At 71.2% G+C, this 20,454-nt stretch carries 17 protein-coding genes; 13 read left to right on the top strand and 4 right to left on the bottom strand.

Translation table 11 applies throughout. From position 1 onward, the window contains the following. Nucleotides 1–196 precede the first annotated feature (196 nt). From IEY89_RS16315 to IEY89_RS16305, 3 genes are read left to right on the top strand one after another with little or no spacing between them, the layout of a single operon-like run. Nucleotides 197–1,306, top strand: coding sequence for a sugar ABC transporter substrate-binding protein (locus tag IEY89_RS16315; RefSeq protein WP_189148112.1), 1,110 nt, complete (start codon nucleotides 197–199; stop codon nucleotides 1,304–1,306). A 22-nt stretch (nucleotides 1,307–1,328) separates the two neighbouring features. After that, the gene (locus tag IEY89_RS16310) at nucleotides 1,329–2,105 is read left to right on the top strand and encodes an ATP-binding cassette domain-containing protein (protein WP_189148111.1); all 777 of its coding nucleotides are present in this window, start codon (nucleotides 1,329–1,331) and stop codon (nucleotides 2,103–2,105) included. Between the two features lie 40 nt (nucleotides 2,106–2,145). Beyond that, nucleotides 2,146–3,342 (top strand): sugar ABC transporter permease, encoded by a 1,197-nt coding sequence (locus IEY89_RS16305; protein WP_229695256.1) that lies wholly within the window; start codon nucleotides 2,146–2,148, stop codon nucleotides 3,340–3,342. A gap of 17 nt (nucleotides 3,343–3,359) precedes the next feature. On the opposite strand, the gene IEY89_RS16300 is transcribed toward IEY89_RS16305, so the two are convergent. Then, complete coding sequence (locus IEY89_RS16300; RefSeq protein ID WP_189148109.1) at nucleotides 3,360–4,532, bottom strand: FAD-dependent monooxygenase; 1,173 nt, start codon at nucleotides 4,530–4,532, stop codon at nucleotides 3,360–3,362. A 292-nt stretch (nucleotides 4,533–4,824) separates the two neighbouring features. On the opposite strand from IEY89_RS16300, the gene IEY89_RS16295 reads away from it, so the two are divergent. The 4 genes from IEY89_RS16295 (at nucleotide 4,825) to IEY89_RS16280 (ending at nucleotide 8,748) form a co-directional block, all read left to right on the top strand. Further along, the gene (locus IEY89_RS16295) at nucleotides 4,825–5,403 is read left to right on the top strand and encodes a hypothetical protein (protein WP_189148108.1); all 579 of its coding nucleotides are present in this window, start codon (nucleotides 4,825–4,827) and stop codon (nucleotides 5,401–5,403) included. Nucleotides 5,404–5,405: 2 nt separating this feature from the next. Next, a complete protein-coding gene (locus IEY89_RS16290) occupies nucleotides 5,406–6,725 on the top strand; it encodes a peptidoglycan-binding protein (protein WP_189148107.1) in 1,320 nt (439 codons plus the stop codon). Nucleotides 6,726–6,805: 80 nt separating this feature from the next. Continuing rightward, nucleotides 6,806–7,540, top strand: coding sequence for an ABC transporter ATP-binding protein (locus IEY89_RS16285; RefSeq protein WP_189148106.1), 735 nt, complete (start codon nucleotides 6,806–6,808; stop codon nucleotides 7,538–7,540). After that, nucleotides 7,537–8,748 (top strand): ABC transporter permease, encoded by a 1,212-nt coding sequence (locus IEY89_RS16280; RefSeq protein ID WP_189148105.1) that lies wholly within the window; start codon nucleotides 7,537–7,539, stop codon nucleotides 8,746–8,748. Before IEY89_RS16285 ends, IEY89_RS16280 begins: the two co-directional genes overlap by 4 nt. Nucleotides 8,749–8,861: 113 nt before the next feature. Here the strand turns inward: IEY89_RS16280 and IEY89_RS16275 are convergent, their stop codons facing one another. Further along, the gene (locus IEY89_RS16275) at nucleotides 8,862–9,218 is read right to left on the bottom strand and encodes an SH3 domain-containing protein (protein WP_189148104.1); all 357 of its coding nucleotides are present in this window, start codon (nucleotides 9,216–9,218) and stop codon (nucleotides 8,862–8,864) included. Between the two features lie 297 nt (nucleotides 9,219–9,515). On the opposite strand from IEY89_RS16275, the gene IEY89_RS16270 reads away from it, so the two are divergent. Further along, nucleotides 9,516–11,159 (top strand): sensor histidine kinase, encoded by a 1,644-nt coding sequence (locus IEY89_RS16270; RefSeq protein ID WP_189148103.1) that lies wholly within the window; start codon nucleotides 9,516–9,518, stop codon nucleotides 11,157–11,159. A gap of 112 nt (nucleotides 11,160–11,271) precedes the next feature. Here the strand turns inward: IEY89_RS16270 and IEY89_RS16265 are convergent, their stop codons facing one another. Then, nucleotides 11,272–11,973 (bottom strand): response regulator transcription factor, encoded by a 702-nt coding sequence (locus IEY89_RS16265; protein ID WP_189148102.1) that lies wholly within the window; start codon nucleotides 11,971–11,973, stop codon nucleotides 11,272–11,274. Between the two features lie 430 nt (nucleotides 11,974–12,403). Here IEY89_RS16265 and IEY89_RS16260 point away from each other — a divergent pair, with 430 nt between their 5' ends. After that, a complete protein-coding gene (locus tag IEY89_RS16260; RefSeq protein WP_189148101.1) occupies nucleotides 12,404–16,483 on the top strand; it encodes an nSTAND1 domain-containing NTPase in 4,080 nt (1,359 codons plus the stop codon). Between the two features lie 278 nt (nucleotides 16,484–16,761). On the opposite strand, the gene IEY89_RS16255 is transcribed toward IEY89_RS16260, so the two are convergent. Further along, nucleotides 16,762–17,049 carry a benzoate/H(+) symporter BenE family transporter gene (locus tag IEY89_RS16255; protein WP_229695255.1) on the bottom strand — a complete coding sequence of 96 codons (288 nt, stop codon included), beginning with the start codon at nucleotides 17,047–17,049 and terminating at the stop codon, nucleotides 16,762–16,764. A gap of 698 nt (nucleotides 17,050–17,747) precedes the next feature. Here IEY89_RS16255 and IEY89_RS16245 point away from each other — a divergent pair. The 4 genes from IEY89_RS16245 to IEY89_RS16230 all read left to right on the top strand — a co-directional run bounded on the left by IEY89_RS16245 (nucleotide 17,748) and on the right by IEY89_RS16230 (nucleotide 20,434). Continuing rightward, nucleotides 17,748–18,683, top strand: a complete 936-nt coding sequence (locus IEY89_RS16245; protein ID WP_189148100.1) for a helix-turn-helix domain-containing protein — start codon at nucleotides 17,748–17,750, stop codon at nucleotides 18,681–18,683. 173 nt (nucleotides 18,684–18,856) lie between these two features. Continuing rightward, on the top strand, nucleotides 18,857–19,204 hold the full coding sequence (locus IEY89_RS16240; RefSeq protein ID WP_189148099.1) for a hypothetical protein: 348 nt from the start codon (nucleotides 18,857–18,859) through the stop codon (nucleotides 19,202–19,204). Next, nucleotides 19,201–19,458: a hypothetical protein gene (locus IEY89_RS16235; RefSeq protein WP_189148098.1), complete on the top strand. Its 258-nt coding sequence runs from the start codon at nucleotides 19,201–19,203 to the stop codon at nucleotides 19,456–19,458. Before IEY89_RS16240 ends, IEY89_RS16235 begins: the two co-directional genes overlap by 4 nt. A gap of 385 nt (nucleotides 19,459–19,843) precedes the next feature. Further along, nucleotides 19,844–20,434: a hypothetical protein gene (locus IEY89_RS16230; RefSeq protein WP_189148097.1), complete on the top strand. Its 591-nt coding sequence runs from the start codon at nucleotides 19,844–19,846 to the stop codon at nucleotides 20,432–20,434. The last annotated feature ends 20 nt before the right edge of the window (nucleotides 20,435–20,454 follow it).

Raw genomic sequence — 20,454 nt, 5'->3', positions numbered from 1 at the left:
CCCGGTCGTGGGCCGGTCGGGGGCCGGTCGTGGGCCGGTCGTAGGCCGGTCGTGAGCCGGTTACGGTCCTTGGGTGCCTGCTCCGAGCGCGGCCCCGGCAGCTTGGCTACCCTTGGCTTCAAAGGTTCATATGTGTTCATGTGGTGATTTATTTTCGGTGCGCGCCGTAATCGTACGAAGCCCTAAGGAACCGACCATGTGTCTCGGTGCCGGTCTTCCAGCCCTGAAGCGTGGGTTCCTCGCGGTCTCGGTCGCCGCCTCTCTGGTCCTCGTCGGGGCCTGCGGCGGCGGGGACGGCGGTGGCAGTGGGACCGGCGGAGGTGACAGCCCCAGCGTCGGTGTCCTGTTGCCCGGAGGCGGTGCCTCGCGGTTCGGGCAGTTCGACAAGCCGCTCATCGTGAAGAAGCTGAAGCAGTTGTGCCCGGACTGTCCCGCCGCGACCGTCGCCGCCACGGCCGACCCGGCGGTTCAACAGCAGCAGTTCGAGGCGATGATCACCAGGGGCATGGACGTACTCATCCTCGCTGCCGTCGATCCTCAGCTGATGCGCCCTTCCGTCGAGGCCGCTCACCGGGCCGGAATTCCCGTCGTCGCCTATGACCGGCTCGCGCAGGGGCCGATCTCCGGGTACGTCACCTTCGACGGGGAGGAGGTCGGGCGGCTTCAGGGGGAGGCGTTGCTGAAGGCCATGGGCGCCGAAGCCGATGGCGGGCGGATCGTCATGATGAACGGGGCCACCACCGATCCCAACGCCGGGTGGTACAAGGAGGGCGCGCTTGCCGTGCTCCAGGGCAAGGTGCGGATCGGCAAGTCGTACGACACCGTCCAGTGGCGGCCCGAGAACGCCTACGTGAACATGACCGGTGCCATCGCCGCCCTCGGCGCGGAGAACATCGACGGTGTTCTGTCCGCCAACGACAGCATGGCCGGTGCCGTGATCTCCGCCCTCAACGCCGCCAAGGTCAGGCCGCTCCCGCCGATCACCGGGCAGGACGCCGACCTCATGGCCGTACGGAGGATCGTCAAGGGCGATCAGTACATGACCGTCTACAAGCCCTTCAAGCGCGCTACCGACGCGACCGTCGAGATGGCCGTCGCCCTCGGTCGCGGGGAGAAGGTCGGGGCCATCGCCACCGGGTCCGTCGACAGTCCCACCACCGAGGACGTGCCGGCGGTCCTGCTGCCGTCCGTCTCGGTGACTGTCGGCAATATCGGGGAGACGCTGGTGAAGGACGGTATGTACACCGTTGACCAGATCTGTACGCCCGCTCTCCGGGCCGCCTGTGACCGGGCCGGCCTCACCTGACGCGTCCTAAGGAGGTGGCCTCGTGCCCGGTCAGCCCCTGCTGGCGTTGCGCGGTGTCTCCAAGCGGTTCGCCGCCGTACAGGCGCTGGTCGACGTCGAGCTGGAGGTCAGGGCCGGCGAGGTGGTCGCCCTGGTCGGGGACAACGCCGCCGGCAAGTCCACCCTGGTCAAGGTGATCTCGGGAGTCGGGCCCCCGGACAAGGGAGTCATCGAGTGGGAGGGCAGCGCCGTGCAGATACGGCGTCCCCAGGACGCCGGCCTCCTGGGGATCGCGACCGTCTACCAGGACCTCGCCATGTGCGAGAACCTCGATGTCGTCGCCAACCTCTTCCTCGGCCGGGAGATCCACCGCTTCGGCGTCCTCGACGAGGTGGAGATGGAGCGCCGCACCCGCGAGCTGCTGCACACGCTGTCCATCCGGATCCCCGATGTGCGGGTGCCGCTCGCCGGCCTCTCCGGCGGCCAGCGTCAGGTCGTCGCGATCACCCGTTCGTTCCTGGGCTCGCCCCGGTTGCTCCTGCTCGACGAGCCCACCGCCTCCCTGGGCATCCAGCAGACCAACCAGCTCCTCGATCTGATCGAGGAGCTGCGCGACCAAGGGCTCGGGGTACTCCTCATCAGCCACAACATGAGCGACATCAAGGCCGTCGCCGACCGGGTCGCCGTCCTGCGGCTGGGCCGCAACAACGGCCTCTTCGACGTCAACACCACCTCCCAGGAGCAGATCATCTCCTCCATCACCGGTGCGGCCGACCATGCCGTCGCCCATCGGCCGGACCCGGAAGAGGTGTGGCCATGAGGGGTGTGGGGTGAGGGGTGTGGGCGTGAGAAGTGTGGGCGTGAACATCACGTCGCGTCTCGTGGCGGGCGCGGGGGCCGCGCGCCGCAGGGTGCGCGAGGGCGGGCTCGGTCCTGCCCCGGTGCTTCTCGCCCTCGTCGTGACCTGGGTGGTCTTCCAGAGCCTCAACGATCATTTCCTCTCGCCGCGCAACCTCTCCGTCCTCAGCGTGGACATCGTCGGGACCGGCATGGTCGCCGTCGGCATCGTCTTCGTTCTGCTGATCGGTGAGATCGATCTGTCCGTGGGCTCGCTCGCCGGTCTGGCGGGCGCGTTGTTCGCGGCGCTGAACGTGAACCTCGGTATGACGGAATGGCTCGCGGTGGTCATCGCGGTGATCTGCGGTACGGCCATCGGGGCCCTCCACGGGTTCCTGTTCGCCCGGTTCCGCGTACCCGCCTTCGTGGTCACCCTCGCCGGGCTGCTGGCCTGGAGCGGTCTGATGCTCTACCTGCTCGGCCCGGACAGCTCCATCCACTTCAGCGAGGACGGGTTGGTCGCCACACTGACCAGCCGCTACTTCAGCACACCCGTCCTCACCTACGGCCTGGCGACGCTGTGCACGGCCGCCTATCTCCTCGTCTCCCTGCGCGACCGCAGCCGCCGCGCCGGCGCCGGGATGCCGTGCCGGCCGGTGGGTGAGATCTGGGTGCGTACGGTCCTGCTCGCCGCCATCGCGTTCGCCACGGTCTCCGTTCTGGGCCGCTTCGAGGGGCTGCCGCTGGCGCTTCTGATCTTCCTCGGGGTCATCGTCGCCTCGGACCTGCTGCTGCGCCGCACACCCTACGGGCGGCAGGTCCTCGCCCTGGGCGGCGGTGCGGAGGCGGCCCGGCGGGCCGGGGTCGACGTCACGCGCGTTCGGATCTCGGTGTTCATGGTGTCGGGGACGCTGGCGGCGGTCGGCGGACTGTTCGTCGCGTCGCGGTTCACCTCGGCGAGCCCGGTCTCGGGCTCCGGCATGCTGCTGATCAACGCCGTCGCCGCAGCCGTCATCGGCGGCACCAGCCTCTTCGGCGGACGCGGCTCGACCTGGTCCGCGCTGCTGGGGGTGCTCATCATCCAGTCGATCGCCTCGGGCATGGCGCTGCTGGGCGTCGAGACCGCCGTCCAGTTCATGATCACGGGTGGGGTGCTGATCACCGCCGTGATCTTCGACTCGCTGGCGCGACGCACCCCCGAGTCGCGTGGGCGGGCCTGAGGGACGACCGCGGCTCCTCACTCCTCCCGTACGTCGTCCTCGTCCCCCCACGCCGTCGCGTGCGGGCCGAACCTGTTCTCGCGCCCGTACGCCACCATCCCGGCGTTCCGGGCCTCGGCCTCGGGCCCATCCGGCAGGTGGTAGGCGTCGCCCGCGTTCGCCGAACCGGCCTGTACCCGCGTCGCGTTGGCGAGCCGTCGGCGTACGTACCGGGTGAGCGCGTCCGGGATCTCCGCCGGTGCCGTGTCCGCGAGGGAGTCCCCCAGGACCGCCGCGTCCATGAGCGCCTGGGCGGCGCCCTGGGCCTGGAACGGCACCATCGCGTGGGCGCTGTCGCCGAGCAGGGTCACCCTGCCGATGTTCCAACGGGCCAGCGGAGTACGGGTGTTGATGCCGTACCGGAACACCTGGCCCGCGCGTTCGAGAGCGGTGAGCACCCGGTGGTCCCAGCCGGCGAACTCGCGGAGCTGTTCTCCCGGTTCGGCCCGGGCGGTCCATGACTCGCTCGCCTCCTCCGCCGTGAACACGGCCACCAGGTTGAGGAGTTGACCGCCGCGCACCCAGTAGTGGACGACATGCCGGCCCGGTCCGAGCCACCCCGCGTACTCCGGCAGGTCCAGGTCGGCCACCTCGGCGGCCGGGAGCAGTGCCCGGTAGGCGGCGGTGCCGGAGAAGACCGCCTCGTCGGCGCCGAAGAGCCACTGCCGGGCGGCGGACCGCACCCCGTCGGCGGCCACGACCAGGTCCGCGACGAGGCGTTCACCGTCGGCCGTCGTAACACAGGCGGCCCTGTCGTCCTGGTCGATGCCCACGACCCGCGTGTGCAGCCGCACCGAGCCGGGCGGGACCCGGGCGGCCAGGGCCTGATGCAGGTCGGCCCGGTGGACCTGCAGGTAGGGCGCCCCGAACTCGTCCTCGGCCTCGGGGCCCAGCACGTAGCCGCAGATCTCGGTGCCGTCCGACCAGGTGCGGAAGCTCAGCCGGGCGGGGCGGGCGGCCCGGGCGGCGACCGTGTCGAGGAGGTCCAGCCGGCGCAGTACGCGGGTGGCGTTGGGGGCGAGCTGGATGCCGGCGCCGATCTCGGTGAAGCGCCGCGCCTGCTCCACGAGGGTGACCTCGTGACCGGCCGCGCGCAGGCTCAGCGTCGCGGCCAGCCCGCCGATGCCCGCCCCCACGACGATCGCCCTCATCCCCGCCTCCCCGATCGGCGTCGTACCGACCGATTTTCGCCCCAGGAAGCGGTCGCGTCGAGAGCCTCTGCCGATGCCTCTGTCGCCGCCTTCGCTCTCTGCCCCCGTCTTCGCCCTCGCCCTCACCCTCGTCTCCGCCTTCGCCTTCGCCCTCGTTTCTCGTTTCTCGTTTCTCGTTTCTCGTCGCATGATCGGATGACAGGTTCTTCAAAAGTTCTTCATCATGTCCGTTCTACCGTCGGGCTGCCCGCCTCGTTCGTGGCCGGGCACGACAGGAGGACGGGGAGGACCGATGAGGATCAATCGGGTACTGCTGGCCGCGGCGGCCTCGGTCATGGCGTTGGCGCTGACCGGCTGCGGGAGCGGCGACGGTGGCTCGAAGGTCCCCACGGCGGCGAGCGAGGGAGCGGCGGCGTCCGGCTCGTCGACCGGCGGCGGCTCCGGGGACGATGTGGCCGCGTACGTGGCCGCCCAGGGCAAGTACGTGAAGTGTCTGCGGGAGAACGGGATCGACGCACCGGACCCGGACGCGCAGGGCAACATCGACTTCGGTGGCGGCGACAATCTGCGCGCCCTGAAGAAGAACCCGAAGTTCAAGACCGCCTCGGTGGCGTGTGACGAGTATCTGACGGCCGTTCCCGAGAGCGTCGAGAAGGGCAACCAGCCCGCGCTCACCGCCGCGCAGATCAAGGTGAAGCAGGAGTACGCCACCTGTATGCAGAAGAACGGCGCCGCCGACTTCCCCGACCCGGGTGCCGACGGTCTGGGCCAGGGCGAGTGGGACCAGACGTCGGCCGGCGCCAAGCGGGCCACCCGTATCTGCGGGCCGATCGTCGGCGTTCCGGCGACCGCCGCCCCCGGCAAGGGCTGACCGTGGCGGAGACGGACACCATGACCCACTTCGACGACGACACCGAGCCGGTGGAGACCGAGCCGCCGCGCGGGGTGCGTGGCCGGCGTACCGCGCTCATCGCCTGTGCCGTGGTCGTCGTGGCGGCCGTCGCCGTGGTCGGGGCTCTCGGGCTCGGCGGCGGCGAGGAGAAGGGCCCGAGCGCACCGCCCCGGGCCGGTTCGGTCGTTCCGGTCACCCGGACGACGCTCACCGAACGTACGGACGTGGACGGGCAGTTGGGCTTCGGTACGGAGATACCGCTCCCGGTGAAGGCGACGGGCACCGTGACCTGGCTGCCCCAGCAGGGCGCGACGGTGGAGCGCGGTGACACGCTGCTGCGGGTCGACGACCGCCCCGTGGTGCTGCTGTACGGGTCGATGCCCATGTACCGCGACCTCGGGCTCACCGCCCCCGCCACCGCTTCCACCTCCACGTCGACCTCCAACTCCAACTCCGAGGCCGATGCGGGGTCCGCGGAAGCCGGGAAGGCCGACGGCGGGACCGGCGCCGCCCCCGCCGCTTCCCCCTCCCCCACCACGGGAACGGGAACGGGAACCGGAGGCGATGCCGGTGCCGGAGCCGGTACGCCCGCGCCGCTCACCGGTATGGACGTCCTGCAGTTCGAGACCAGCCTCGCCTCGCTCGGCTACACCGGCTTCACCGTGGACGAGAAGTTCACCGACGCCACCGCGCGGGCCGTCAAGCGCTGGCAGAAGTCGCTGGGGCTGGCCGAGACCGGGACGGTCGGTGTCGGGGATGTCATCTACTCCGCCGGCAAGGTACGGATCGGTCAGCCGGGCGCCCGGCTCGGTGCGGCCGTCGGCGAGAACACGCTGACGTACACCGGTACGGCACGCAAGGTCGTCGTCAACGCCTCGGCGGCGGAGGCCAGTTGGGCCGTACGCGGCACGGTCGTCGGGATCACGCTGCCCGACGGGAAGTCCGTGAAGGGCGAGGTCGCCTCGGTCGGGCGGCAGGCGAGCACGCCCGAGGGGGGCAGCGCCGAAGGCGAGTCGGGAGCGGGCGCCGCCACTCTGCCGGTGACCATCACCATCGCGGACCAGAGGTCCGTGGGACGGCTGGAGAGCGGGCCTGTCACCGTCGAGTACGTGGGCCGCGAGGTCAAGGACGTGCTGAGTGTGCCGGTCGCCGCGCTGGTCGCCCTCGCCGAGGGCGGACACGGGCTGGAGACCGAGGAGGGCCGGTTCGTCGCGGTGAGGACGGGGCTCTTCGCCGACGGGAACGTCCAGGTCAGCGGTTCCGGGGTCCGCGAGGGCATGAAGGTGAGGATCCCCGAGTGAGCGAGCCTTCGCAGCCGGCCGGGACACCTCACGCCGCGACGCCTCCCGCCGCGTCAACTCCCTTTGTTTTACGTCCCGTTGTGGAGTTGGACGCCGTCTCCAAGACCTATCCCGGTGGAGTCGCCGCCGTCCGTGACGTGAGTCTGCGGATCGGGCGCGGTGAACTGGTCGGTGTGGTCGGGCCGTCGGGGTCGGGCAAGTCGAGCATGCTGCATCTCATGGGGAGCCTGGACCGGCCCTCGGCGGGGCGGGTCCTGGTCGACGGGTACGACGTGGCGAAGCTGTCCGACCGTGAGGTCTCCGCGCTGCGGGCCACCCGGATCGGCTTCGTCTTCCAGCAGTTCCATCTGGCCGTCGGTGTTCCGGTGCTGGACTCGGTGGCGGACGGTCTGCTCTATACGGGCATGCCGATGCGCCGCCGCCGGGCCAGGGCCGCGTCCGCGCTGTCCCGGGTCGGGCTCAGCCATCGCGTCCGGCATCTGCCGCACCAGCTCTCCGGGGGCGAGCGGCAGCGGGTCGCGGTCGCCCGTGCGGTGGTCGGCGCGCCGTCGGTCCTGCTCGCGGACGAGCCGACCGGCAACCTCGACTCCGTGTCGGGAGCCGCCGTACTGGAACTGCTGCGCGAACTCCACGCGGCCGGTACGACGGTCGTGGTCATCACCCATGACCTGGAGATCGCCGCCCAGCTCCCCCGCCGTATCGAGATGCGCGACGGCCGCCTGATCCACGACACCCTGCAGAGCACCGGCACCGGCACCGGCACCGGCACGAGTACAAGTACAAGTACAAGTACGACGATCGGGGCGCATCAGTGACCGACCCCTTGGACAGGCCCAGGCCGTTGCGCGCCGCGCGGCTGCGGCCCGCCGATGTCGTACGGCTCGGTGGGACCGGGCTGCGGACGCGGCCGTTGCGGGTGTTCCTGTCCGCGCTCGGGATCGCCATCGGCGTCGCCGCGATGGTCGCGGTGGTCGGTATCTCCGGGTCCGGGCAGGCGGAGGTGGACCGGCGGCTCGACGCCCTCGGGACGAATCTGCTGCGGGTCGCCCCCGGCGAGTCCCTCACGGGCGAGAAGGCCAAGCTGCCGTACGAGGCTGTCGCGATGGTCCGGCGCATCCCGCCCGTGGAGCAGGTGACCGCCACCGGCGCGGTCAGCGCCAGCGTGTACCGCAACGAGCGCATCGCCATCGGGCGTACCAACTCGCTGACCGTGCTCGCGTCGGGCACGGACCTGCTGCCCGCCGTCGGCGGGAAGGTCAACAGGGGTCGCTGGCTGGACTCGGCCACCGCCGCGTACCCGGCGGTCGTCCTGGGTGCCACCGCGGCGCAGCGCCTGGACGTGTACACCCCTGGGACCCGGCTGTGGATCGGTGACCGCTGGTTCTCCCTGATCGGCGTCCTCGGTCCGGTGCCGCTGGCGCCTGAGCTGGACAGTGCCGCGCTGGTCGGCTGGCAGGCGGCCCGGAGCTATCTGCGCTTCGACGGTCATCCGTCGACGGTGTACGTCCGTGCCGAGGACAGCCAGGTGACCGCCGTACGGTCGGTGCTGCCGGCCACGGCCTACCCGGAGAAGCCGGGCGAGGTGCGGATCTCGCGTCCCTCCGACGCGCTCGCGGCCCGCGAGGCCACCGAGTCGGCGCTGACCGGGCTGCTGCTCGGGCTCGGCGGGGTCGCGCTGCTCGTCGGGGGTGTGGGGGTGGGCAACACGATGGTCATCTCGGTGCTGGAACGGCGCCCGGAGATCGGTCTGCGCCGTGCTCTCGGCGCGACCCGGGGCCAGATCCGGACGCAGTTCGTGACGGAGTCGCTGCTGCTCTCCCTCATCGGCGGGCTGGGCGGGACGGTGCTCGGCACGGTCATCACGGCGGGCTACGCCCTCAGCCGCGACTGGCCGACGGTCGTCCCGGCGTGGGCCAGCGTGGCGGGCATCGGCTCGACCCTGCTCATCGGCATGATCGCGGGCCTCTATCCGGCCGTTCGGGCGAGCCGGCTGGCTCCGACGGAGGCACTGGCGGGCACATGACCACCACCGGGCGTTCTGGCCGACGTTCCGGTGGTACGGAGCGGGGGCGGCCCCGAGAACCGGGACCGCCCCCGCTGTCGCGCTGTTTCGACGTGCCGGACGTACGCGGCGAATCAGAAGCCGCAGTACACGGAGCTGCCACCGTCACTCAGCAGGTCGTCCCGGACCCAGCCGGTGATACCCGTGGAGTCGTTCCTGAGGTACGTCCAGGTGTAGTCGTCGTTGCCCACGGTCCAGCAGTGGTAGTCGAGCGTCTGGGTGTTGTAGGCGATGCCCTTGACGGTACAGCTGGTGCTGGATCCGCTGCGCTCGTTGGCCCCGTTGGCCCTCTTCCCCCACGAGCCGCTGTCCTTGTCCGAGACCGTGGTGCCGCACGAGGCGTGCGCGGCGGCCGGCGTGGCGATGGACAGCGGAACGGCGATGGCCACGGCCGCGAGTGCCGGAACGAGTGCCGCGATTCGACGCTTCATTTCATACCCCCTGTATGTGATTCGTCGGCGCTGCGAAATGCGAGAGCAGCGGCCCCTGCAACCCCCTGTGACAACTGGGGGCCAGCGACCTAAGCACAATCACCTCGTATGACGACTGAAGAAATGATTCCGCCCACGGCTGTCCATTTCTGATACTCAGGGGGCCGAAAGCGATCAGGGGGGAATCCGCCACTCCTGAGGTTCTTTTGGCCGACACCTCTCTCTCGATCCACAGAGATCAAAAAAGAGCAAGAGAGAACAAGAGATCCAGGGAATCCGCACCGAAAGGGTCACGCGATGAGTTTCCGGCTCCGGGTCCTCGGCCTGCTCATGCTGGTCGCCATGGCCGCGACAGCCGCCACCGGCTGGCTGACCCTGCGCCAGGCGAACCGCCAGGTCCAGGAGACCGTCACGGCCGGGCGGCAGGAGGTCTCCCGGATCACCGGCGAGCTCCGGACGTACGGATTCGTCCATGGCACCTGGGACGGGCTCTCCCCGACGGTCGCCGGACTCGCCCGGGACACCGGCCAGCGCATCCGGGTCACCACGGAGTCCGACGTGCTCCTCACCGACTCCGACGCCCTGGCCGGCCGGACACCCCGCGCGCTGAGCGGCCAGCCCCCGGTGGTGGTGGACCCGCGCCCCGCGCTCAGGGTCCCGGCGGGCCAGGTGCGCCGGATCTCGGTCAAACAGGTCTCCGCGGCGGTCGCCCGCTACCGCACCGAGATCACCTACGCGGCCTGTCTGACCCGGGCCGGAGCCGAGGTGACCGCCCGGCCGGACAAGCTCGGCGTGCCCCGGATCAGCGCCGACCGGCGGCCCGCGCAGTGCGCCGCGCCGACCGGCTCGGCCGATCCGCTGAACCCGGCGGATCTGAGCGCCCTCCGGTCCTGTGAGGCCGAACAGCGCTTCGCCGCCTGTCTACAACGGGTGTTCGACGAGCGGATCGGCTCCGTCGCCCCGCCCCGCCTGGAGGTCCGGCTCGGTGTGCGGAACGAGTCGGCGCCCACCCTGGCCGCCGCGCCCACCATGGCCGTCGCGGCGGGCGTCGCCCTCGCGGTCATCGCCGGCGCACTGCTGCTGAGCAGGGCGGTCCTCCGTCCCGTACGGGCCATGACGGTCGCCGCGAAAGGGCTCGGCGAGGGTGACCTCGGGCGCCGGGTGCCCGTCTCCGGGCGGGACGAGATAGCGCAGCTCGGCGGCGCCTTCAACCGGATGGCCGACTCCATCCAGGCCGGTGAGGAACGGCAGCGCCGGCTCACCGGGGACATCGCGCACGAGCTGCGCACCCCGCTGGCCAATCTGCGCGGCTATCTGGAGGCGCTGCGGGACGGGGTCGTCGAGCCGACCCCCGAATTGCTCGACTCCCTCCACCGGGAGGCGCTGCTCCAACAGCGGATCGTGGACGACCTGCAGGATCTCGCCCTCGCGGAGGCGGGGGCGCTCACATACCACCCCGCCGACGTCGATCTGCGTGACGTTCTGGAGGCCGGCCGCCGGGCCCATCACGCCCAGGCCGAGGCGGCGGGTGTCGCGCTACGGGTGGAGGCGCCCGCTCCGGTCCATGTCACCGCGGACGCGGACCGGCTGCGCCAGGTCGTCGGCAACCTGGTCGGCAACGCGCTGCGGGCCACTCCGGCGGGCGGCTCGGTCACCCTGACCGTGGTTCCCCGGGGTGAGCTGGCCGTCGTGGAGGTCCGGGACACCGGCAAGGGGATAGCGGCGGCGGACCTGCCCCACCTGTTCGACCGCTTCTGGCGCGCGGACGCGTCCCGCGGGCGGGCGACGGGGGGCAGCGGGCTGGGGCTGTCGATCGCCCGCCAGATCGTGACGGATCACCGGGGGACGATCGACGTACGCAGTGCGGTGGGGGTGGGGACGACGTTCACGATCGTGCTGCCGAGGGCGCCCGAGGGGGCGGTGGGGGTGCGGCCCCTTTGACCTCGCCCCCCCGCCGCCCCTACCCGTCCCGTCCTCGGGGGCTGCGCCCCCGAACCCCCCTTCGCGCTGAACGCGCTCGTCCTCAAACGCCGGACGGGCTGGAAATCCGGGCCTAGGTGTCGCTCCCGTCCGCCAGTCGGTACCCCCGGCCGTACACCGTTTCCAGGAGGCGGGGTTTTCCCGGACTCTGCGCCTCCAGTTTCCGGCGTAAGTTCATGACGTGGGCGTCTACCGTGCGCTCCAGTACGTCCCGGTCGTAGCCGAAGACACGTTCGATTATCTGGGCCCGGGTGAAGACGCGGCCGGGTTCGCGCGCCAGGGTCTCCAGGATGTTGAACTCCTTGGAGGTCAGCGCCACCGGCCGGCCGGCCATCCGTACCTCGAAGCGCGCCGTGTCCAGCTCCACCTCGCCGACCCGCAGCACCGACGGCTGCGCGGCCGCGCCCGCCTGCCGGGAGCGGCGCACCAACGCCCGCACCCGTGCGGTCAGCTCGCGGGGGCTGTACGGCTTGGTGAGGTAGTCGTCGGCGCCGAGGTCGAGGCCGAGGAGCATGTCCTCCTCGGTGGTGCGGGCGGTGAGGAGGAGGATCGGTACGTCCGACTCGGCGCGCAGGATGCGGCACACGTCGAGTCCGTCGACCAGGGGCAGCATCACGTCGAGGACGATGAGGTCGGGCCGGGTCGAGCGGGCCCGCTCCAGGGCCGCGCGGCCGTCGGCCACCACCTGCACCGCGTTTCCCTCCCGTTCCAGATAGATCCGGATCAGGCGGGACTGCATCTCGTCGTCTTCGGCGACCAGAATCCGAGCGCTCAACGGTTCTCCCCCAACAACCCCGACAAGGCCCCTGCGCGTACCGGCACCGTACTGCGCCCACCACGACGTTCGGCACCGGTCCCTCCCCACGTGGGGACCGGTGCCGAACGATGGACGGGGACCCGGGAGGCTCCGGACGGTGCCGGTTCCACGGATCTCGGGTCCGCGTGGTGCGACCGACACCCCGGCCGGCGACAACCCACAGAAGCTGGCCGAGAACGTTCGGTTCCCTGGCTGCCCTGGGGATCGCCGCGCTGGTGGTCCGGGTGGACGCCACGTGGCTGGTTCCTTGTTGCGTCATGATCCTGCCATCCAGGGCCTCAGGAGAGGAGGTTCCGGTACAGGACGGACGACTTAACCGCAGGTCAGCCATATAGAATGGGTTTTCCGGTCCGGATGACACCGGATGACCACGCGGGGGAAGTAAGGGGTGGAGACCTTGAGTTCCGACTCAGGGGCACGCACGGCCTTCGCGGAACGGCTCGCGCTGTTGTACAAGGAGGCCGGTAATCCTCCCCTCAAACGGGTGGCCGAAGCCGTCGCCCAGTTGCAGCGGGTCGACGAACGCGGACGCCCCGTGCGGGTCTCCGTCCAGCGGATCAGCGACTGGCGGCGGGCCAGGAACGTGCCCGCGCAGTTCGCCGCCCTCGCCGCCGTACTGAGCGTCCTCGTCCCGCCGGCCCGGCGCGACCGGCCCGTGCCCGTCTCTCCGGGGCTGTACGACATGGTCCAGTGGCAGCGCCTGTGGGAGCGTGCCGTCGCCGACCCGGTGGGCGACCGGATCGCCGGGTCCCTGGACGAGGAGGAACCGCCCGCCGCCGAGATCGCGGCCGTGCCGGGCGGGGTGTGCCCCTACCGGGGCCTCGCCGCGTACCGGCTGGAGGACACCCGGTGGTTCTTCGGCCGGGAGCGGAGCACCGACGCCCTCGTCGCCCAGCTCCACGCCGCGGAGACCCCGGAACCGGGCGCGGGGGGTCTGGTCATGCTCGTGGGCGCCTCCGGGGCCGGCAAGTCCTCCCTGCTGAGCGCCGGGCTGGTGCCCGCGCTGCAGGAGGGGGCGCTGGGCGGCCCGGGGGAGCCGGCCCGCGAGGTCCTCCAGCTCGTGCCGGGCAGTGATCCCCTCGCCGAACTGACCCGCCGTATACCCGGGCTCGCGGAGATCCTGTCCCCCGCCGGGGAGCCGGCGACCGAGCCAGGTACGCCCGGATTCGCCCGTGCGGTACGGGAGACGGTCGCCGCCTGGGCCCGCCGCGACGCCCCGGACTCCCCCGACTCCGCGACCGCCGCTCCCGCCCGCCCTGTCGTCATCGTCGACCAGTTCGAGGAAACGTTCACCCTCTGCGCCGACGAGACGGTCCGCAACACGTTCATCCAGCTCCTGCACGCCGCTTCCTCGCCCCCCGGACCAGGTGAGCGGGCCGGTCCCGGCGAGGCGGCCGGGTCCGGCGAGCCGGCGCCCGCGCTCGTCGTCCTCGGCATCCGCGCCGACTTCTACGACCAGTGCCTGCGCCACCCCGAACTCGCCGACGCGCTCCAGCACCGGCACATGGTCCTCGGGCCGCTGACCACCGCCGAGCTGCGGGATGCGGTGAGCGGCCCCGCCAAGGCCGTCGGCCTGGAGCTCGAACCGGGACTCGCCGAGCTGATCGTGCGGGAGGTGAGCGCCGACGGCCCGCGCGGAACACACGACGCGGGCGTCCTGCCGCTCCTCTCGCACGCCCTTCTCGCCACCTGGCAGCGCCGCAAGGCGGGCCGGCTGACGCTGTCCGGCTACCGTGCGGCCGGCGGTATCCAGGGAGCGGTCGCGGCGACCGCCGAGCACGCCTGGACCGGCCTCGACCCGGCGGCACGCACCGCCGCGAGGCTGTTGCTGCTGCGGCTGGTGCGGCTGGGCGAGGACACCCAGGCCACCCGCAGGCGCGGTACGCGGCGGCAGTTGGCCGCCGAGTCGACGGACCCGGGCAAGACGGAGGAGTCCCTCGAAGCGCTGGTACGCGCCCGGCTGGTGACGCTCGACGCGGAGAGCGTGGAGATCACCCACGAGGCGCTGCTGCACGCCTGGCCGCGCCTGCGCGACTGGATCGACGAGGACCGGGGCGGCAACCTGCTGCGCCAGCGCCTTGAGGACGACAGCAGAGCCTGGGAGGAGTCGAAGCGCGACTCCTCCCTCCTCTACCGGGGCTCACGGCTGGAGCAGGCGCACAGCTGGGCGAAGTCCGCCGGTGACACCAGCCTGACCCGCAGCGCGGTGCAGTTCCTGGCCGCCTCGGTCAGGCTGCGCCGGCGCACCGTCCTGGTCAGCCGCGCCGCCGTCGCCGTGGTGGTCGTACTGGCCCTGCTGGCGGGCGGTGCGGCGCTGATCGCCCGGCAGCAGCGCGACGACGCGGTGTTCGAGAACGTGCTCGCCGAGGCCGACCGCGTCCAGTACACCGACCCGTCGCTGTCGGCGCAGCTCAGTCTGGTCGCCCACGAGCTTCGCCCGGACGACGCGAGCACCCGCAGCCGGCTGATCTCGATCGTGAACACACCGCTGTCCACCCCGCTGATCGGCCACACCGGCGCCGTCTACCTCACCACGTTCAGCCCGGACGGGCGGCTCCTGGCCACCGCCAGCTACGACAGGACCGTACGCCTGTGGAACGTGGCGGACCCGTCGAACCCCAGGCCGCTCGGCAAACCCCTCGCCGGGAACGCGAGTTGGGTGAGCAGCGCGGTCTTCAGCCCCGACGGCCGCACCCTCGTCAGCGCGGGCGACGACGGCACGATCCGCCGGTGGGACCTGTCCGACCCCGCGCGTCCGCGCTCCCTCGGCGCCCCCCTGACCGGCCACGACGGCACGATCTATCTGATCGCCTTCAGCCCGGACGGCCGTACGCTCGCCTCCGCCGGCGAGGACCGCACGGTCCGTCTGTGGAACATGGCCGACCCGGCCCGCCCCAAGTCGATCGGCACCCTCACCGGCGCGGGCGCCGCGGTGCGCGCGATCGCGTTCAGCCCTGACGGACGGAAACTGGCGGCGGGCGGCGACGACCACGCGATCCGGCTGTACGACGTGTCGGAGCCGGGCGACCCGAAGCCGTACGGCACGAGACTGACCGGCCATACGGCCCTGGTGCACTCCGTGGCCTTCAGCCCCGACGGCCGCACCCTGGCCAGCGGCGCCGCCGACGACACGATCCGGCTGTGGGACGTGTCCGACCCCGCGCACGCCGCCCAGCTCGGCGCGCCGCTCACCGGCCACACCGACGCGATCTGGTCGGTGGCCTTCAGCCCGGACGGGTCCACGCTGGCCGCCGCCAGCGCGGACAGCACGGCGAGTCTGTGGAACGTCAGCGATCCGCAGTACCCCTCACAGGTCGGCGAACCCCTCGCGGGCAGCAGCGGCGAGATGTACGCGCTGGGCTTCAGCCCCGACGGCCGTACGCTCGCCACGGGAAGCGGCGACAGCCGGGTCCGGCTGTGGTCGCTGCCGACGTCGGACATGATCGGCCGCCTCGGGGTGTTCCGCCCGGACGGCAAGCTGCTCGCCACGGGTTCGCGCGACGGACGCGTCCGGCTGTGGAACGTGGAACGGCCCGATCATCCCGTGGCGCAGGGCGAGCCGTTCACGCCCGGGGAGGGCGAGGTGCGGACGCCGGTGTTCTCCCCGGACGGCCGCACGCTCGCGATGGCGGCCGGGAACAGCACGGTGCAGCTGTGGAACGTCGGCGACCCGGAGCATCCCGTCGCCTGGGCGGCCCCCGTCAGACTGAAGACCCGGTTCGCGGCCTCGGTGGTGTTCAGCCCGGACGGACGCACGCTGGCCACGGCCTACGAGGACTTCACCATCCAGTTGTGGGACGCGAGCGACCCGGCTCAGCTGCGCCCCCTGGGCCCCCAGCTCACCGGATACAAGGGTTACGTCAGCTCCCTCGTCTTCAGCCGGGACGGGCGCACCCTGGCCGGCGCGAGCGCGGACGGCACGATCCGGCTCTGGAACGTCACCGACCCGGCCAGGGCCACCCTTCTCGGCAAGGTGCTCAAGGGCCACCTCGGCCCGGTCAACGAACTCGCCTACAGTCCGGACGGCCGTACGCTCGCCAGCGGGAGCGACGACGGCACGGTCCGCCTCTGGGACGTCACCGACCCGGCCAGGACGCACGGCCTGGGCTCTCCCCTCACCGGGCACACGGAGGCGGTCGAGTCACTGTCGTTCAGCCCGGGCGGAGAGATCCTGGCGAGCGGCGGCAACGACAACGGGGTCCGGCTCTGGGACGTCGCCGATCCGTCGAGGGCCACGTCCATCGGCCAGTCGATGAGCCCCAACGCCAAGACGGGCAACTTCCTGGCGTTCAGCCCCCGCGGCGGCATCGTCGGAGTGTCGAGCGGCGCGGACACGGTCCGCCTGTGGAACCTCGACGTCGACGCGGCGGTCACCCACATCTGCTCGACGACCCGGGGCGTCCTGACAGCGGAGAGATGGCACGAGTATCTGCCGCGACTGTCGTACGAGCCGCCGTGTGACGCGTAGACGTAGGCGCGTGGGGGACAGGGGGACCGGGCGGGTCCCGACCGCGCCGCCCGCTCGCCGCTTCCCGGAAGCGGTCAGCGTGTCGGTGTGTGGTCCACGGAAACGGTTGTACTGGAACAGGGGTGAATGAGAGTGATCCCAGTCACAACTGGGAGTCAGAGGGGAACACTCGACTCCCACTGAGCATGCAGTCTTGTTACCCTTGGCCAGAGCCCGATCGCTGGTGCATCCCCCGTCGCCAGCGGTCGGGTTCTTTTGTGCCCGAAGGGGCGGAACGGTCATGTCCTTCGACGACGTGGACGAAGTGGCCGGCAGGTGAGCAGTCCGTGTGTCGCCAGGCCCAGGACGAGACCCCAGCAGGCCGAACCGATCCCACCCAGCGTGGTGCCCGACGCCGTGGCCAGGAACGTCACCACGGCCGCGTCTCTGCCGGGCTCGTCGGCGAGGGTCTGCGCGAGGCTCGTGGAGAACGTGCCCAGGAGCGCCACCCCGGCGACGACGGCGACCAGGTCCGTCGGCAGGGTGGTGAACAGCCCTACGAGGGTGGCCCCGCAGACCCCGGTCAACGAACTCGGCGGAGAGCCGCACCAGTTCGCGGCACTTCTCCTCGCTCGTGGTCACCCCGCCGGGGTTCTGGAAGTCCGGGATGACGTAGACGAAGGCGGGCACCTCGGTGCGCAGGCGCTCCTTGAGGATGTCCACGTCGATGCCGTCGTGCCGCAGGGGCACTCCGGACGCCCGGACGGACAAGCTCCGGACAGTCACCGTACGCAACGGCGGAGTCACTGCTCACGGTAGGCGTGTGCGGCCCCTCTGAGTGACGTGAATCAACAAATGGCCGCCCCCGAGGCCCAACCCGCACACGACTTCCGCAACTTCAGCGTGGTGGGGGGCCGGGGCTGCGGCCTCGCAAAACGGTGCCGGCGGAACTCGATGTCGCACCGGAACCCCGCTCTCCGTGTTCCGGTGGGACCAGCGGTCTTCCAAAGGAACTCAGGGAGAAAGAAACCAACCAAACCCCACCCCTCCCGCCCGCCGGAGACGGCGGCCACGGCCGCAGACAGCCGCTCCCGCGCAAACTCACTCGCCCGAGTGAACATCAGCAACTCAGCTGCATTTGTGCCCGGTTGCCTGCCTTACGCTCAGCGCAGCAGCACGACCACGGACAACCACAGACAACCGCCTACAGCGGACATACGACGGCCCTCGCCGGGACTGGCATCCCAATGCGAGGGCCTGACCAACAAGGAAGCACACCTTCCCGATGGATACGAAAAACCCTAGCGCGCCCCCGTGCGCCCAGTCCCGCCCGGCGGGCAAAAATCACCCCCAACGGCGCCCCAAATCCGGCATCTCCGGCGTCATCCACGACAACGCCCGCCACGCCAACCGCTTCACGGTGATCGGCAACCACCTCGCCCAGCACCCCGAGCTGTCGCTGCTCGCCATCGGGCTGAGCGTCCACATCCAGTCGCTGCCCCCCGGTGCCCCCGTCGACATCAAGAGCCTCGCCAAGAGGTTCCCCGAGGGCACGACCCGTATCGCCGCAGCCCTGCGCGAACTCGAAGCCCACGGCTACCTGCGCCGAACCCGCGAACGCACCACCACCGGCCACATCGTCACCCGCACGATCTCCTGCAACCAGCCCGGGCATCACGCGGAGCGCCCTGCCGACGCCGACGCCGACACCGACGCCAACAGCGGGTCCGCCCGGCCGCCCCGACCCGCGCACCCCACCACCGCTGCCCCCGGCCCGCCGAAGAAGCGCACCCCACGCAAGCCCCTCCCCGCCGTACCGCAGCCCGCGTACTCCGGACCGGGCCTCCTCCAGCAGGCCACCGACCTCCTCGCCGGCCTCCGTCGCCTCGACCCCGACCTGCTCCTGTCCGCCTGCGACACAGCCCACCTCGCCCCCGGCGTCGCCACCTGGCTGGAACGCGACGCGAGCCCCACCGCCGTACGGCACGCGCTGATCAGCGACCTCCCACCGGAGGGCATGCGGCGCCCGGCCGCTTTCCTGGCCCACCGACTCATCGCCCGACTGCCACCCCCGGCGCCATTCGGGGGCCTTCCCCCGCCACCGGAGACCGTCCCCGTCCGTCACCCACTCCGGAACTGCGACGGCTGTGACCGGGGTTTCCGTGGGCCAGAAGCCGGTCGCTGCCGCGATTGCCGGGTTGCCGTTCCCATGGCCGCCTGATGCACGCCTGCGCACGTCAGCGGCTCCACCGCACGAAAGCCTCAGGTCCCGCCATGGTCAGCTCGTCACCCCTGGCCAGATTCTCCGCCGACGCGTTTCCCGCTTCCTCCCGAGGCTCGCTCGGCCGCCGACCCGGCTCGGTACCCTGGCGACGGCATCCCCAGGAGGACACGATGAGCACCCAGTCTGACCACGGACGCGAGCTGATCCCCCGTCCCGAACACACCCCTGACGCCCTGCGCGCGGCCCTCGCCGTCGTCGATCCGGGGCGCCTGGAGGAGATGCAGGCCCAGAAGGACGAGGCCTTCGCCCTGGCGGTCGAGTGGCAGTCACTCAGCCCTGTGCAGAGCTGGGTCCTGGCCTGGGCCAGGAACATCGAAATCGCGCGCCGCCCCGATCTGTCCGCCCGTTACGCCGTCGCGCTGAGCCAACTGGAGCACGAAAATCCGGTCATCGCTCAGGAGGCCCTTCGGGAAGTGACCTCTGTCCTGGACGAGGCGATGAAGACAGTCCGCGAGTGAGCTGGAAGTGGGAGTACGCGTTCGGTGCGGAGGAAACTGCTCGAACCGCTCCAGCTCCCTTCCTCGCCGTGGTTGCCCGGAAGGCGGACGAGCTGGTCAGGGCGGCCGAAGCCCTCCACGTCCACGGCCGAGCCCACGAAGGGCTGGACCCGAAGGGCGGCGACATCCTCGTCCCCGGCGGCATGTTCACGTACCAGGTCGTCGTGCGGAGCGAGCGCGTGTACGTCGTCCAGATCACGTACTTGGGTTTCTGAACTGTCGGGTCGGACTGTGGCCTGGAGGTGCGACTGCGACCGGCGACCGCTGGCGTGAGCGCAGGCGCGCGCTCCTGAGGGACGCCACGGGCGCGGCCGAGAATACGGCGCGGCTCCTCAATGAGATGGGTATCGAGGACAGGGACGACGAGGAGATCGAGGCGGACCACCGTGCCGGCCGCCTCGCAGCGGCGCGCGAGTACGCACCGGATGCCCGGCTCGACGAAGAGCTTCGGCTTCGTCTGACCGGTCCGGACACGGAAGGCGGAGCTCTCCGGTTTCCGTGGGGGATGCCCTGCTCAACCCTGTGGAACATGCCATCTCCGTTGCCGCGGGCACCCCGGTACAGCTGGAACTCACGGGAGTCTCGGCAGGTAGCACTGTCGTGCACGCCCGACCGGTGTACCCGTCCGTCTCCCTCGGGCCAGCCGCCCTGAACGCCCAGGATGCTCCGGCCACATCCGCCGCGAGCACGGGCCTGAGCACGCTCACCGAACTGCTGGCCGCCCTGGAGTCGGAGGTTGACATCCGCGAATGGGCGAGGCTCTTCGACGCGGTCGAGGCACTGTCCCGCGCGCTGGGAAAGTACGGGCTCGACCTGGGCGTGACCTGGTACGGCGCCGACGGCAGCATGCGCCGGGCCCGGCCGACGGAACGAGGCCGGGGCTATGTCGAACGGCTCCGCGAGACCAGGAACCGCGATCAGGAGATCACCATCTCCGGCCGTATCACCGAGCTGCGAGAGAGCGGCTGGGTGAAGGTGAAGACCGGCACCGCCAAGAACTCGCCGGCCTACGACGTCCGCTTCGAGGAGCCCGACGATCTGCTGCGTATGCGCCCCGGCCTCGGGGACAACGTCCACTTCCGGGTCCGCTTCCGGCAGGGACTGGACGCCGTGGGCATCGCGAGGTCCACGGAGTACACATACCTGGGACCGGCCGCGGAACAGACGTCGCTTCCGCTCGAACTGCGGTAGGGCCGGCCGCCAGTTGCCGG

The sequence above is a fragment of the Streptomyces lacrimifluminis genome (genome assembly GCF_014646095.1).
GTDB classification, from domain to species: domain Bacteria; phylum Actinomycetota; class Actinomycetes; order Streptomycetales; family Streptomycetaceae; genus Streptomyces; species Streptomyces lacrimifluminis.
The sequence above is the reverse complement of the archived record's forward strand: the minus strand, read 5'-3'. Positions and strand labels throughout refer to the sequence as shown.

Coding starts and splice junctions, on each gene's coding strand:
- IEY89_RS16300 (WP_189148109.1), bottom strand. CDS start 4,532: ATGAGGGCGATCGTCGTGGGGGCGGGCATCGGCGGGCTGGCCGCGACG.
- IEY89_RS16275 (WP_189148104.1), bottom strand. CDS start 9,218: ATGAAGCGTCGAATCGCGGCACTCGTTCCGGCACTCGCGGCCGTGGCC.
- IEY89_RS16270 (WP_189148103.1), top strand. CDS start 9,516: ATGAGTTTCCGGCTCCGGGTCCTCGGCCTGCTCATGCTGGTCGCCATG.
- IEY89_RS16240 (WP_189148099.1), top strand. CDS start 18,857: ATGAGCACCCAGTCTGACCACGGACGCGAGCTGATCCCCCGTCCCGAA.
- IEY89_RS16315 (WP_189148112.1), top strand. CDS start 197: ATGTGTCTCGGTGCCGGTCTTCCAGCCCTGAAGCGTGGGTTCCTCGCG.
- IEY89_RS16245 (WP_189148100.1), top strand. CDS start 17,748: ATGGATACGAAAAACCCTAGCGCGCCCCCGTGCGCCCAGTCCCGCCCG.
- IEY89_RS16295 (WP_189148108.1), top strand. CDS start 4,825: ATGAGGATCAATCGGGTACTGCTGGCCGCGGCGGCCTCGGTCATGGCG.